Raw genomic sequence first — 12,906 nt, forward strand, 5'->3', positions numbered from 1 at the left:
TGCGACCGATCGTCGCAGGCCCGGTCCGCGCCATGTTCTAGTATTCCGGCATGCCCCGTACCGAGATCTCCTTTCTGCGCCTGCTGTGCAGCCTGCGGTGGCTGGCCATCGGCGGGCAGGCCGCCACCATCCTCGTAGCCAGCGCCATACTCGGCCTGGATCTGCCGCTGCACCCGCTATGGGGCGGCGTGGCGGTGCTGGCCGCCTTCAACCTGTACGTGCTGGTGCGCCTGCGCCACGACGATCCCGACGCCCAGCCTCACGCCACCGCGTTCGCCCACCTGCTGGTCGACATTGCGGTGCTGGCCTGGATGGTCGGCTGGAGCGGCGGCATCACCAATCCGTTCGGCATGCTGTTCCTGGTGCTGATCGCGCTGGCCGCGCTGGCGCTGCCGCGCCGCTGGGCGCTGGCCACCGCGCTGGCCGGCCTGGTCGGCTACGCCGCGGCCGCCGCCTTCGGCCAGCCCCTAGTGGTGGAGGGCAACGCCTACGAACTGCTGCTGTGGGGCATCGCCGCCAATTTCGTCATCTCGATGGCGGTCATCGTCTATTTCTCCACCCGGCTGGCCTCCGACCTGCGCCGGCGCGAGCGCGAACTGGCCGCGCTGCGCGAACGCTTCGCCCGCAATGAAGGCATCGTCGCGCTGGCTACCCACGCCGCGGCGATGGCGCACGAACTGAACACGCCGCTGGCCACCATGACGCTGCTGATCGACGAAATCGAGGCCCAGGCCGATACCGACGCGCTGCGCGCGGACGCGGCCACCATGGCCGAACTGCTGGCGCTGTGCCGCGAACGAATCCGCAATCTGGCGGTCCCTGCTGAGGTGGACCTGGAACAGGTGGTCGGCCAATGGCGGCTGGTGCGGCCCGCGATCGAACTGCGCCGCACCGGTTCGCTGCCGGCCTCGCTGCGCGTGGACCCGTCCGTGGCCCACCTGCTGCAGGCGCTGCTGAACAACGCCGCCGATGCCGGCGAACAGGCCGGCGTGCCGCGCGTTGATCTGTTCCTGGAGTACCGCGACGGCACGCTCGGCGGCGAGGTGCGAGACTACGGCCGCGGCTTCGATCCCAACCAGACCCTGCTGCCGGCCACGCTGTTCCGCAGCGGCAAGCCGGGCGGGCTGGGCGTGGGGCTGGCGCTGTCGCACGCCACCGTGGAACGGCTCGGCGGCGAAATGACGATGACCGGGGCCGAAGGCGGCGGCGTGCGGATCCGCTTCCGGCTGCCGCTGGAACATATCGAGTATTGGCCATGAACGACACCGACGTCGGCTTGCTGATCGACGACGACGAACTCTACCTGACCACGCTGCAGCGCAGCCTGGCCCGGCGCGGCCTCGAAACCCGCACCGCCGCCTCCATCGCCGAGGCGCTGCGCGTGGCCGACGAGATCCGCCCGGCGTTCGCGCTGGTCGACCTGAAGCTGGGCGACGATTCCGGCCTCACCCTGATCCGCCCGCTGCGCGCCCTGCGCGCCGACATGCGCATCCTGCTGGTGACCGGCTACGCCAGCATCGCCACCGCGGTCGACGCCATCAAGCGCGGCGCCGACGACTACCTGCCCAAGCCAGCCACCGCGCCGATGATCCTGCGCGCGCTGGAGCGCCACAAGGGCGACGCGGTGGCGGTCGAATCGACCATGATCCCGCTGCACCGGCTGGAGTGGGAGCACATCCAGCAGGCCATGCACGAAACCGGCGGCAACGTCTCGGCCGCCGCCCGGCTGCTGAACATGCACCGCCGTTCGCTGCAGCGCAAACTGGCCAAGCGGCCGGGGCCCGAACGCGGTCCGGAACCCGAATAACCCTGCCCCAGGGTGCGTCCAATCGTCGCACCCCCTCGGGCCGGCAGGCCGGCCCCCCTCCTTCGGTCCGGCCCCGGAATCGCCGGCATTCAGCCCCGCGACATGCTGCGCGCGACTTTTTGTCGCAGGGCAGCATGACGCATCGGCGCTAGGATTCGCGGCGTACCGCAACCCCATCCCCCAAGGCTGAAGTGAGCAAATTTCCAATCGCCGGCGCGGCGCGGGCATTGGCCTGTGCCGGCGCCACGCTGCTGCTCGGCGGCTGCAACATGGCCATTCTCTCTCCCAAGGGAGACATCGGCGCCCACGAGAAAACCCTGCTGCTGACGGCGCTCGGCCTGATGCTGATCGTGGTGATCCCGGTGATCGCGCTGACCCTGTACTTCGCCTGGAAGTACCGGGCCTCCAACACGCGCGCCGACTACGCGCCGACCTGGTCGCACTCCACCGCGATCGAGGTCGTGGTGTGGACCATTCCCGTCATCATCGTCGGCATCCTGGGCGTGATCACGTGGAAGAGCACCCACGAGCTGGACCCCTACCGGCCGCTGCAGGCGTCCAACCCGGCCGTCAAGCCGCTGGTGATCGAGGTCGTCTCGCTCGATTGGAAATGGCTGTTCATCTATCCGGAGCAAGGCATCGCCACCGTCAACGAGATCGCCTTCCCTGTCGACGTGCCGGTGCAGTTCCGCATCACGTCGGCCACGGTGATGAACTCCTTCTTCATCCCGCGCCTGGGCAGCCAGATCTATTCGATGGCCGGCATGGAAACCCGCCTGCACCTGATCGCGCGCGAAGCCGGCGAATACCCCGGCATCTCGGCCAACTACAGCGGCGCGGGTTTCTCCGACATGCGCTTCAAGGCGATCGCCACCACCCCGCAGGGCTTCGACCAGTGGGTGGCTCGCGCCAAGGCCTCGCAGGAACAGCTCACGCCCTCCAGCTACCAGGCGCTGGCCCAGCCCAGCACGCGCGCGCCGACGGAATATTTCGCCTCGGCCACGCCGGGCCTGTTCGATTCCATCCTGCGCCAGCACGTGGAGCCCGCCGGCCTGGCCATGTGCACTTCCCCTACCGACACGCCGACGGAGTAAGCAAGCCATGTTCGGAAAACTCTCCATCGACGCCGTCCCGTACCATGAACCGATCGTCATGGGCACGCTGGCCGGCGTCCTCGTGCTGGGCGCCCTGCTGCTGGGCGCCATCACGCGCGCCGGCAAGTGGACGTACCTGTGGAAGGAATGGTTCACCACGGTGGACCACAAGCGCATCGGCATCATGTACATCATCGTCGCGCTGGTGATGCTGCTGCGCGGCTTCGCCGACGCGCTGATGATGCGCACCCAGCAGGCGGTGGCGGCGGGCGGCAACGAAGGCTTCCTGCCGCCCCACCACTACGACCAGATCTTCACCGCCCACGGCGTGATCATGATCTTCTTCATGGCCATGCCCTTCATCACCGGGCTGATGAACATCGTGGTGCCGCTGCAGATCGGCGCCCGCGACGTCGCCTACCCCTTCCTGAACTCGCTCAGCTTCTGGCTGTTCGGCTCGGGCGTGGCGCTGACCATGCTCTCGCTGTTCGTGGGCGAGTTCGCCACCACCGGCTGGCTGGCCATGCCGCCGCTGTCGGGCACCGAGTTCAGCCCGGGGGTGGGCGTCGATTACTACATATGGGCGCTGCAGATATCCGGGCTCGGCACCACATTGAGCGGCATCAACTTCATCGTGACCATCCTGCGCATGCGCGCGCCCGGCATGAGCCTGATGAAGATGCCGGTGTTCACCTGGACCGCGCTGGTCACCAACATCCTGATCGTCGCCGCCTTCCCGGTGCTGACCGCCACGCTGGCGCTGCTGACCGCCGACCGCTACCTCGGCATGCACTTCTTCACGAACGAGCTCGGCGGCAACATCATGATGTACGTGAACCTGATCTGGATCTGGGGCCATCCGGAGGTCTACATCCTGATCCTGCCCTGCTTCGGCGCGTACTCGGAAATCATCTCCACCTTCTCGGGCAAGACGCTGTTCGGCTACAAGTCGATGGTGTACGCCACGGCGGCGATCGGCGTGCTGTCGTTCCTGGTCTGGCTGCACCACTTCTTCACCATGGGCTCGGGCGCCAACGTCAATGCCTTCTTCGGCATCACGACGATGATCATCTCGGTGCCCACCGGCGTGAAGATCTTCAACTGGCTGTTCACGATGTACCGCGGCCGCGTGCGCTTCACCACGCCGGTGCTGTGGACGCTGGGCTTCATGATCACCTTCGTGATCGGCGGCATGACCGGCGTGCTGATGGCGATCCCGGGCGTGTCGTTCGTGCTGCACAACAGCCTGTTCCTGATCGCGCACTTCCACAACGCCATCATCGGCGGCGTGGTGTTCGGCTGCATCGCGGCGCTGACCTACTGGTTCCCCAAGGCCTTCGGCTTCAAGCTGAACGAGCGCCTGGGCCGGTACGCGTTCTGGTGCTGGCTGGTCGGCTTCTACGTCGCCTTCATGCCGCTGTACGTGCTCGGCTTCATGGGCATGACGCGCCGCATGAACCACTACGACGACCCGAGCTGGCAGCCCTACCTGATCGTGGCCTGGTTCGGCGCGGCGATCATCATGGTGGGCATCGCGTTCATGCTGCTGCAGCTCTACGTCAGCTTCCGCGACCGCGAGCAGAACCGCGACCTGACGGGCGACCCCTGGGGCGGCCGCACGCTGGAGTGGTCCACCTCCTCGCCGCCACCGTTCTACAACTTCGCCCACGTGCCGCAGGTCAACGAGCTGGACCAGTTCTGGCACGACAAGGAACGCGGCGGCGCGGCGCGCCCCGCCCGCTACCAGGACATCCATATGCCGCGCAACACCGGCATCGGGGTCTACATGGGCGCCTTCAGCTTCGCGATGGGTTTCGGGCTGATCTGGCATATCTGGTGGCTGGGGGCCATCGGGCTGGCCGGCATGATAGTCGCGTTCCTGGTGCGCGCGGCCTCGCGCAACACCGATTACTACGTGCCGGCCGCCGAAGTGGCGCGCATCGAAGCCGCCCGGCTGGCACCGATGCAGGAGGCGGCATGACTATGCATACCGAAATGACGCTGTCCGGCGCGCTGGGCGGCCATCACGACGCCCACGGCCACGACGAGCACCACGACGACGGATCCAAGACCGTATTCGGCTTCTGGATCTACCTGATGAGCGACTGCCTCATCTTCGCCGTGCTGTTCGCCACCTTCGCCGTGCTGTCGGGCGCCACCGCCGGCGGCCCGTCGGGCAAGGAACTGTTCGAACTGCCCTTCGTGGCGGTCGAAACCATGCTGCTGCTGACCAGCAGCTTCACCTTCGGCCTGGCCATGCTGGCCATGCGCAGCGGTTCGACCGCCCGCGTCGCGGGCTGGATCGTGGCGACTTTCGTGCTGGGCGCCGGCTTCGTCGGCATGGAACTGTACGAATTCACCCACCTCATCGCCGAGGGCGCCGGCCCGCAGCGCAGTGCCTACCTGTCGGCCTTTTTCACGCTGGTCGGCACCCACGGCCTGCACGTGACGGCCGGCCTGATCTGGATGGCGGTGTCGCTGTTCATGATCGGCCGCCACGGGCTGGACGCCGTCTCGCAGCGCCGCCTGGCCTGCCTGAGCCTGTTCTGGCACTTCCTGGACATCGTCTGGATCTGCGTGTTCACCTTCGTCTACCTGATGGGAGCGCTGTGATGGCCGACCATACCTCTACGCACGACGCCGGCCACGGCGGCATGGGTTCCTACGTGGTGGGCTTCGCGCTGTCGATCGCGCTGACCGCGGCCTCGTTCTGGCTGGTGATGGGCGGCGCCGTGGCGCGAGGCACCGCGCTGGCCGGGCTGCTGGCGCTGTGCGTGGCCCAGCTGCTGGTGCAGCTGATCTTCTTCCTCCACATGGGGCTGTCGCGCGAACAGCGCGACAACCTGTCGGCCTTCCTGTTCACGCTGCTGATCATCGCCATCATCGTGGGCGGCTCGGCCTGGGTGCTGCACAACATGAACGCCCACATGATGCCCGACATGCCCACCATGCAGCAGATGCGGGAAATGTGACGCCGGGCCGGCGGCTGCCGTCACGACGGCTTGGCCGTCATCAGGTAGAAGATCGCCAGGAAGGCGGCGAAGGCCGGCACCCCCAGCGCCACCCAGATGCGGAACAGCCGCCAGTAGGCGGCCGGCAGCGGTTCTCCCCGGGCCGCCGCCGCGCGCGCCAGGTCGCGCAGGCGCACCTGCAGCCAGACCACCGGCAGCCAGCAGGCCAGCGCCGCCACGTACAAGCCCACCGACCAGCGCAGCCAGCCCGCGAACGCCATGCCCACGGCATGCATCATCCACCAGCCCGTCAACGGCTGGATGACGGCGGTGGTGGCCGTGAACAGCGCGTCGGCGATCACCACGTAGCCCGCCACCGCGGCCACCGTGCGCGGGTCGCGCCCCAGGGTGGCCGCCAGCAGATAGAAGGCGCTGCCGATGCCCGTGCCGAACAGCAAGGTAGACGACAGGATGTGGATCCACTTGGTTAGCGCGTATTCCATGGTCGTTCCAGTTGATACAGCAGGAGCAGCAGGGCCAGGATCGGCAGGTTTTTCAGCACCGGGCCGTAGGGATGCAGCCAGAATTCCGGCAGCTTCCACGTGATCACGGCCGTATAGAACGCGATCAAGGCGGCCTGCCCCGCCCACAAGGCCCGGCCCGCGCGCGGCAACAGGGTAAGCAGGCCCAGCAGGATGTCGAGCGCGGCGGCGCCGTACAGCGCGAACGGCCGCAGCCAGCCCGGCGTGCCGGCCCGCCGCAGCAGCTCGTAGCTCGACTCGACCGGATACAGTCCCAGCGACACGATGCCGGTGCCGATCCACAGGCAGGCCAGGCTGGCGCGCAGCACCGGCAGCAGCCAGTCCAGGCGGGCGCGGGCCGCGGCGGCGGGCGCCTCGTCCGGCGCGACGAACGCGGCCGGCGGCCGCGGCGGGCCGCCGAGCAGCTCGCGCACCGGTGCGGGATCGGCGGTATTGCCGCGTTCCAGCATCGCCAGGGTTTCGCGGTCCGGCGCCGCGCCCGGCAGCGCCGCCGCCAGCCGCGCCAGGCATGCCGTCAGCGCCCGCGGCAATTCGACCACGCGCAGCCGCCCCGGCACGCCGAGCGCCGTCCGCAGGGCCGACAGGAAATCGCGCAGCGGCAGCGGCTGCGGCCCGACCAGCGCCACCTTCGGCGGGCAGCGCCGGCCGGGGTCGGCCAGCAGCGCGATCGCGCGCGCCGCATCATCCACGTGGATGGGCTGCACCGGCGCCCGCGCGGCGCGCGGCAGCGGCACCAGCGGCAGGCTGGCCATCATGCCGAACAGGCGCGCGCTGGCGCCGCCCGGGCCGTACACCAGGGACGGCTGCACCACCACGGCATCCAGGCCCAGCGACATCAGGTAGTCGTCGGCCGCCCGCTTGCTCAGGTGATAGGCGCTGCGCGCGCCGGCGTCGGCGCCCAGCGCCGAAACCTGCACCACCCGCCGCACGCCGGCCTGCCGGCAGGCTGCGAACAGCGCCTGCGGCGCGCGCTCGTGCAGAACCGCGAAACGGGCGCCGGCGGACTCCTTGAGGATGCCCACGGCGTTGACCACGGCGTCGATGCCGTCGAGCAGCGGCAGCCAGTACGCCGGGTCGCAGCCCTGCTCGAAATCCACCTCCACGTGGACGGCGGCCGGCAGCGGCCGGGCCGGCGGCCTGCGCGCGCCGGCCACCACCGCGTGGCCGGCCGCGGCGAGCTCGCGGGCGATGTGCCGCCCGAGGAAGCCGGTGGCGCCCAGCAGCAGGACGCGGGCGCGGGCCGGACCGGGTTCGGCGCGCACCATCCGTTACAGCCTGTCCGCCGTGCCCATGCAATCGTAGGCACGGACCGTAGCGATGGAGCGCGAAAACCGATGAAGCAAGAGATCGATTCCCATGGTTTGGCAATGGCGAAGGCGGCGTGGTCGTCGGGCAGCATGGCGAGCCTGGCTTCCACGGCCATGTTAGCGTGGCGCGGCGCGCGCGACTGCGACAGCGTGTTCGCCCCCGTCAACGCGGTCAGCCATTGGCTGTGGGAGGAAGAGGCGCTGCACCAGCAGCGCGGCACGCTGCGGCACACGGTGGCCGGCTACGCCATCCACCACGCCATGTCGGTGCTGTGGGCGACGGTTTACGAACGGCTGTTGCACGGCCGGCCGGGCAGGCAGCGCGCCGCACGCCGCGGCCTGGCCGCGCTCGCGGTCACCGCCGTCGCCTGTGCGGTGGACCTGAAGGCCACGCCGCGCCGTTTCACGCCCGGCTTCGAGCGGCGGCTGGATGGACGCTCGCTGGCGCTGGTCTACCTTGCCTTCGCCGCCGGGCTGGCGCTGGCGCGGCCGCGCCGCCGCGGCTAGCCGCGGCCGCCCTGGCCGACGCCCGCTCAGGTCGCTTCTTCCAGCACCCGCGAGGCCAGCCAGTTCCTGACCATCGCCAGGTGCTCGCTTTCCTCCTCCAGCGCGGCGTCGAAGGAATCGGCCATGGCGCCGTGCCCGGTCTGCCGGGCCACCGCGATCAGCAGCTCCCAGCCGGCGTTGTCGGTCAGCTCCGCAGTCAGGATGGCGTCGAGGCACTGGTTGATCGTGGTGCGCGGGTCGGTGATGACCTGCAGGATGCCCATCGACGCCACGGCCGAGGTGTCGGCGCACGGCGTCTGCGCCGTGGGGTCGGCGCCGATCGACTCCATCGCCCGCTTCAGCAGCAATACGTGCTGTCCTTCCTCGCTGCAGATGCGGTGGAGGTCTCTGCACATATCCTTGGTGCGGCCCAGCTCGGCGGCCTCCACCTTGGTGATCAGGGCCTCGTAGAGGCGGGTTCCGGTGCGTTCGAAGGCCAGGCGCTGGCCGAGCTTGTCGACCAGCACCTCGGGCGCCTTGCCGGTGATCTTGCCCAGCGCGGTCTGCATCATGCCCTTCACCGTCCCGGGCACCGGCACCGAGCCGATCCGGTCCGCCACCTCGATGTAGGCGGTGCGTTCCATCGCGAACGCATCGCGGCCGGCCAGCACGTCGACCGGCATCTCGCGGGCGAAGGCCACCGCCCTCGGCCCTTCGATCGGCGCCATCTGCATGCCCGTATGGTTCATGCCCAGTTTGCTTTCGTCTTCCATGTCAGCCCCTTTCCTCGGCAAGCATCGAATCGGCCAGTTCCGTGCCCGGCGTCCAGCGGTAGCCCGCCGACACCGCTTCGCTCGGCGAACCCTGGGAATTGAGATAGGCGCGCGCCTCGATCGACAGCGCGCTCTCCCTGTCCTTCGGCACGAATGCGGTGCCCTTGGCCCGCAGCGACACTTCGTTGGCGAGCACCGTGCGCACGAAATCGCGATGGGTCGAGAACTGGATCGGCGCCGGAATCACGCCCGCCAGGATCTCGTCGGGGTCGCGCCGCTCGTGCTGCTTGTAGAGTTCGCGCATCAGGGTCAGGTGGCCGAACTCGTAATCCAGGAAGCGCTCCCACATCGCCTTGACGCGCGGATTGGATTCCTGCTGCGCACAGCTGTAGTAGCCGTAGATTTCCGTGGCCTCGTGGATCAGCAGCTTTTCCATCCAGCTTTCCTGCGGATCCTGCAGCGATCCGTATTGCGTGACGTGCTGCTCTTCGACGGAGGCGATCTCGGCATACAGCTCGCGCGCCAGCGGATCGGCGAACAGGGGGCCGATGTTCATGTAGTAATCGTGGGTCTGGTATTCCGAGGCGGTGATCAGCGCGGCGTGCAGCTTGGTGATCAGCGCCGCGCTGCGGCCGTCGTACGGGGCGCGCACGTCGTCGTCGGGCGCGCGGTGTTCCTCGGCGGTGGGGCGGCCGGGCACGATGTCGGTATAGCCCTGCAGGATATTGTTGGCGTCCTTGCCTTCCAGGCGGTCGAGCAGCGCGCTGTACCGGTACAGGTGGTCGAAATCCTCCAGCAGGCCGAAGCGGTAGGTCTGCGCCTGGTAGGGGTCGGGCTCGTGCTGCGCGACCGAGGCCGTCACCTCGATGGCCACCTGCTCGTAGGCAATGGTGGTTTCCAGCGGCGAATGGTCGGCCGACAGCATCCAGTTGACCATCGTGGCCTGGTGCTGCTCGACCCGGCGCATGCGCGCCAGCGGCACGCGCAGCGGACCATTGAAGCGCGCCGCCATCTGCTTGATGCGCAGCGCGTCCAGCTCGATGCCGTTCATCAGGATGATGCGCACCCGCGTGAAGGCGTCGTCGTCCAGCTTGCTGATCGGCTTGCCGACCATGTCGCGCCACGTGAAGCGCTGCTTGTCCAGCGGCACGCCACGGTTGTCCCATAGATTGTTCAGGGGCATGAGTTTCTCCCGGAAAGTGAGGCGCCGGCGTTTCCGGCGCGCGGCCTTCCGCAACCCGCGTTCCCGCGGCCGCTCTAGCCGGCCGCGGCGGCCAGGCGCGGCCCGCGGGCCGACGCCGGCCAGGCCGCGTTGCGGCCCGCGAGCCGCTCGAACTCCGTCAGGTCGTGGCCGCAGCACACTTCGACCGCCTCGGCGTGGTCGCGGCAGAGTTCCCGCAGGCGGCGCTGGTTGTCGAAGCGCGCGCGGCGGTCTTTTTCCATCAGCCATTGATAGAACCTGAGGCCGGGCGTGCAGTGCGGCGCGTCGGGATGCATTTCCTCATGGTAGAAGTAGGCGTCGCCGGCCTGCAGCAGCCAGCGCTCGCCGCCGTCCAGCGCCACGCCGGCGTGCCCGAGCGTATGGCCGGTCAGCGGGATCAGGGCGATGTCATCCGGCAGGCCTTCCAGCGGCCGGGCGCGCGCGAAGCCGAACCAGCGGTCTCCGCCCCCGGCGCGATAAACCTTCCACCGGGGCCGGGACGACCACTGCTGGGGCCGGAAGCGCTGCCGATCGAGCCAGGTGGGGCGGGCCAGCGCGGCATCGCGCTCGGTTTCCATCAGGTGTACCGTGGCCTGGGGAAAATCGTCGAGGCCGCCGGCGTGGTCGAAGTCCAGGTGCGTCAGCACGATGTGCCGCACGTCTTCGGCCTTGAAGCCGAGCGCTTCGATCTGCCGCCTGGCGGTCATCTCTTCGCGCAGCTCCGGCTTGACCATGGCCAGGAAAAACGCGCTGAGCCGGGTGCGCGGCTCGTGCACGTCGCGCAGCCCGAAGCCCGTATCCACCAGCACCAGGCCGCTGGCCGGCGTTTCGGCCAGGATGCAGTGGCAGCACAGCCGGCCGCGGCACAGCAGGCAGTCGGCGCGTCCATCCATCAGGTGGCCGCCCAGCGGGCAGGTGGAAATACAATTCAGGTGATGCAGTCGCATGGAGTGCTCCGACGGGGAACGGGGGCTGCGAGCCCGCATCGCCTGTGCCCGAATGCCCCGGCGCCGGCGCCGGGCACGGCTGGCACCGGCCGGCGCTGCGGGCCTGTAAAAGCTTCGCGCTCGAGCAGAATGAATTGCGCGCCAGGCTGGCACGCCACTCGCCGGCGGCCAGGCCACGAGGGCGCAAGCGGGGGCAAACCGGTAGAATGGCCGCATCGAATGTAAGGCGGGCACCTCGGAACCACGAGGCGCGCGGCCTGTTCCATACGGCCCCGGCCTCGCGCCGCGCACTGCCGGCGGCGGTCCGGGCCTGCCGCGCCAGGTCTTCCGGCGCGGCGCACCGCACATGCCTCCATGCCAGATCCGGTCAGCATACTCATCGTTACGATCCTCTCCGCCCTGATGAGCCTGGCGGTGCTGGGGTCGTTGCTGCCGGCCGGGATCCCGGGCGTCAGGTACTGGTTCGGCGGCAACATGCTGTCGATCCTGTCGTTCGTGCTGTTCGCGCTGCAGCGCCAGGGGCCGCCCATCATCACCATCCTGGGCGCCAACGGAACGCTGGCGCTGACCGTCCTGCTGATGCTGCAAGGATGCCGCCGCTTCATCGGCCAGCCGCCCGTCGTCTGGGCCGAGTACGGCGCCTTGCTGCTGGTGCTGGCCGGCCTGTGGTACTGGACCTACGTCGATCAGGACATCAACGCGCGCATCGTGCTGGTGTCGGCCTTCCACGCCTACGTCTACCTGTCGATCGCGTGGCTGGTCCGCAAGACCCGCCCGGCCGAGCGGCCCTACTACGCCTACCGCTTCCTCAGCATCGCCGCCTTCATCGGCGGGCTGGGGCACACCTTCCGCGGCCTGATCTACGCCACGGGCCTGGCGCGGCAGACGGAGCTGCTGCAATCCAACCAGCTGAACATCGTATTCCTGGCGCTGGGCATCCTGGCGTTGCCGTGCCTGTCGATCGGCATGGTCATGCTGGCCCACGACCGCATGGCGCGCCGGCTCGAGCAGATGGCCAACCTGGACGAGCTGACCGGGATCCTCGCGCGTCGCGCCTGCCTGGCGCAGGCCGACGCCGCGCTGCGGGCGGCGCAGCGCTCCGGGCGGCCGCTTTCGGTGGCGATCATCGACATCGACCACTTCAAGGTCATCAACGACACCCACGGCCATGCGGCGGGCGACAAGGTGCTGGCGCATTTCTCCGCCTCCGTGGCGCGCAGCCTGCGGGCCAGCGACGTCTTCGGCCGCCTGGGCGGCGAGGAATTCATCATCGTGTTCCCGGAAACCCGCCGCGACGAGGCGGCGGCCGCGCTCGACCGCCTGCGCCAGGAACTGGCCAAGACCCCCTGCCTGCTGAAAGGCGGCAGCGTTGCCTACACGTTCAGCGTAGGCGTGGACGAATGCCAGCACGGCGAGACGCTGGCCAGCCTGATGGGGCGCGCCGACGCCGCGCTATACGCGGCCAAGCGCCAGGGCCGCGACCGCGTGGTGGCCGCGTGGGAAGTACCGCCGGTGCCGCTGCCCGCCAGGCACGGCGCGGCGGTGGAGCTCAACCCTTCTTCTTGACGTCGCTGCGGCCCAGATCCTGGGCCTGGCGGCGCGGGTCTTCCCCCTTGAAGCCGCCGTAGCTGCTCTGGCCGGGGTCGGCGCTGCGGCTGTGGATGCGGTCGCCGGGCTTCGTGCCGTGGACGCCCGCGGCGGGCTTCGTTTCGGGGGTGGTCTGCTTCGCGCGATTCATGCCGGTCTCCTTCAAGAAGTCCGGTAGTTCAGCAAACGCCGTGCCTCGCCTGAAATGAAA

At 69.1% G+C, this 12,906-nt stretch carries 14 protein-coding genes; 8 read left to right on the forward strand and 6 right to left on the reverse strand.

Annotated features, from left to right (window positions below; genetic code table 11):
* Positions 1–50 precede the first annotated feature (50 nt).
* From ABD927_RS04370 to cyoD, 6 genes are all read left to right on the forward strand, one after another.
* A complete protein-coding gene (locus ABD927_RS04370) occupies positions 51–1,259 on the forward strand; it encodes an ATP-binding protein (RefSeq protein WP_345246707.1) in 1,209 nt (402 codons plus the stop codon).
* The gene (locus tag ABD927_RS04375) at positions 1,256–1,807 is read left to right on the forward strand and encodes a response regulator transcription factor (protein WP_345246709.1); all 552 of its coding nucleotides are present in this window, start codon (positions 1,256–1,258) and stop codon (positions 1,805–1,807) included. Before ABD927_RS04370 ends, ABD927_RS04375 begins: the two co-directional genes overlap by 4 nt.
* Before the next feature lie 191 nt (positions 1,808–1,998).
* Positions 1,999–2,901, forward strand: a complete 903-nt coding sequence (gene cyoA / locus ABD927_RS04380) for a ubiquinol oxidase subunit II (protein ID WP_425570176.1) — start codon at positions 1,999–2,001, stop codon at positions 2,899–2,901.
* Between the two features lie 7 nt (positions 2,902–2,908).
* A complete protein-coding gene (gene cyoB / locus ABD927_RS04385; protein WP_345246710.1) occupies positions 2,909–4,882 on the forward strand; it encodes a cytochrome o ubiquinol oxidase subunit I in 1,974 nt (657 codons plus the stop codon).
* Positions 4,879–5,514 carry a cytochrome o ubiquinol oxidase subunit III gene (cyoC, locus tag ABD927_RS04390; protein ID WP_425570177.1) on the forward strand — a complete coding sequence of 212 codons (636 nt, stop codon included), beginning with the start codon at positions 4,879–4,881 and terminating at the stop codon, positions 5,512–5,514. Before cyoB ends, cyoC begins: the two co-directional genes overlap by 4 nt.
* Positions 5,514–5,873: a cytochrome o ubiquinol oxidase subunit IV gene (cyoD, locus tag ABD927_RS04395; RefSeq protein WP_345246712.1), complete on the forward strand. Its 360-nt coding sequence runs from the start codon at positions 5,514–5,516 to the stop codon at positions 5,871–5,873. The genes cyoC and cyoD overlap by 1 nt, the downstream gene beginning before the upstream one ends.
* A gap of 20 nt (positions 5,874–5,893) precedes the next feature.
* Here the strand turns inward: cyoD and ABD927_RS04400 are convergent, their stop codons facing one another.
* Positions 5,894–6,355, reverse strand: a complete 462-nt coding sequence (locus ABD927_RS04400; protein ID WP_345246714.1) for a DUF2269 family protein — start codon at positions 6,353–6,355, stop codon at positions 5,894–5,896.
* Entirely contained in the window at positions 6,340–7,659 is a 1,320-nt protein-coding gene (locus ABD927_RS04405; protein ID WP_345246716.1) for an SDR family oxidoreductase, read from the reverse strand. Before ABD927_RS04405 ends, ABD927_RS04400 begins: the two co-directional genes overlap by 16 nt.
* Positions 7,660–7,728: 69 nt before the next feature.
* On the opposite strand from ABD927_RS04405, the gene ABD927_RS04410 reads away from it, so the two are divergent.
* A complete protein-coding gene (locus tag ABD927_RS04410) occupies positions 7,729–8,208 on the forward strand; it encodes a hypothetical protein (RefSeq protein WP_345246718.1) in 480 nt (159 codons plus the stop codon).
* Between the two features lie 26 nt (positions 8,209–8,234).
* Here ABD927_RS04410 and ABD927_RS04415 read toward each other — a convergent pair whose 3' ends face one another.
* The 3 genes from ABD927_RS04415 to ABD927_RS04425 all read right to left on the reverse strand — a co-directional run bounded on the left by ABD927_RS04415 (position 8,235) and on the right by ABD927_RS04425 (position 11,108).
* Positions 8,235–8,960 (reverse strand): ferritin-like domain-containing protein, encoded by a 726-nt coding sequence (locus ABD927_RS04415; protein ID WP_345246720.1) that lies wholly within the window; start codon positions 8,958–8,960, stop codon positions 8,235–8,237.
* Position 8,961: 1 nt separating this feature from the next.
* Positions 8,962–10,143: a hypothetical protein gene (locus tag ABD927_RS04420; protein WP_345246722.1), complete on the reverse strand. Its 1,182-nt coding sequence runs from the start codon at positions 10,141–10,143 to the stop codon at positions 8,962–8,964.
* A 74-nt stretch (positions 10,144–10,217) separates the two neighbouring features.
* Positions 10,218–11,108 (reverse strand): MBL fold metallo-hydrolase, encoded by an 891-nt coding sequence (locus ABD927_RS04425; RefSeq protein WP_345246723.1) that lies wholly within the window; start codon positions 11,106–11,108, stop codon positions 10,218–10,220.
* 354 nt (positions 11,109–11,462) lie between these two features.
* Between ABD927_RS04425 and ABD927_RS04430 the strand changes: the two genes are divergently transcribed.
* Positions 11,463–12,674 carry a GGDEF domain-containing protein gene (locus ABD927_RS04430; protein WP_345246725.1) on the forward strand — a complete coding sequence of 404 codons (1,212 nt, stop codon included), beginning with the start codon at positions 11,463–11,465 and terminating at the stop codon, positions 12,672–12,674.
* Here the strand turns inward: ABD927_RS04430 and ABD927_RS04435 are convergent.
* On the reverse strand, positions 12,658–12,846 hold the full coding sequence (locus ABD927_RS04435) for a hypothetical protein (protein ID WP_345246727.1): 189 nt from the start codon (positions 12,844–12,846) through the stop codon (positions 12,658–12,660). The two genes, ABD927_RS04430 and ABD927_RS04435, sit on opposite strands and share 17 nt — an antisense overlap.
* Positions 12,847–12,906 lie beyond the last annotated feature (60 nt).

Source organism: Pigmentiphaga soli, from assembly GCF_039541095.1.
Lineage (GTDB): Bacteria > Pseudomonadota > Gammaproteobacteria > Burkholderiales > Burkholderiaceae_B > Pigmentiphaga > Pigmentiphaga soli.

Bases quoted from the DNA above. Each gene is read 5' to 3' on its own strand.
- ABD927_RS04370 (WP_345246707.1), top strand. From the start codon at position 51: ATGCCCCGTACCGAGATCTCCTTTCTGCGCCTGCTGTGCAGCCTGCGG.
- ABD927_RS04375 (WP_345246709.1), top strand. From the start codon at position 1,256: ATGAACGACACCGACGTCGGCTTGCTGATCGACGACGACGAACTCTAC.
- cyoB (WP_345246710.1), top strand. From the start codon at position 2,909: ATGTTCGGAAAACTCTCCATCGACGCCGTCCCGTACCATGAACCGATC.
- cyoC (WP_425570177.1), top strand. From the start codon at position 4,879: ATGACTATGCATACCGAAATGACGCTGTCCGGCGCGCTGGGCGGCCAT.
- cyoD (WP_345246712.1), top strand. From the start codon at position 5,514: ATGGCCGACCATACCTCTACGCACGACGCCGGCCACGGCGGCATGGGT.
- ABD927_RS04400 (WP_345246714.1), bottom strand. From the start codon at position 6,355: ATGGAATACGCGCTAACCAAGTGGATCCACATCCTGTCGTCTACCTTG.
- ABD927_RS04405 (WP_345246716.1), bottom strand. From the start codon at position 7,659: ATGGTGCGCGCCGAACCCGGTCCGGCCCGCGCCCGCGTCCTGCTGCTG.
- ABD927_RS04410 (WP_345246718.1), top strand. From the start codon at position 7,729: ATGAAGCAAGAGATCGATTCCCATGGTTTGGCAATGGCGAAGGCGGCG.
- ABD927_RS04415 (WP_345246720.1), bottom strand. From the start codon at position 8,960: ATGGAAGACGAAAGCAAACTGGGCATGAACCATACGGGCATGCAGATG.
- ABD927_RS04420 (WP_345246722.1), bottom strand. From the start codon at position 10,143: ATGCCCCTGAACAATCTATGGGACAACCGTGGCGTGCCGCTGGACAAG.
- ABD927_RS04425 (WP_345246723.1), bottom strand. From the start codon at position 11,108: ATGCGACTGCATCACCTGAATTGTATTTCCACCTGCCCGCTGGGCGGC.
- ABD927_RS04430 (WP_345246725.1), top strand. From the start codon at position 11,463: ATGCCAGATCCGGTCAGCATACTCATCGTTACGATCCTCTCCGCCCTG.
- ABD927_RS04435 (WP_345246727.1), bottom strand. From the start codon at position 12,846: ATGAATCGCGCGAAGCAGACCACCCCCGAAACGAAGCCCGCCGCGGGC.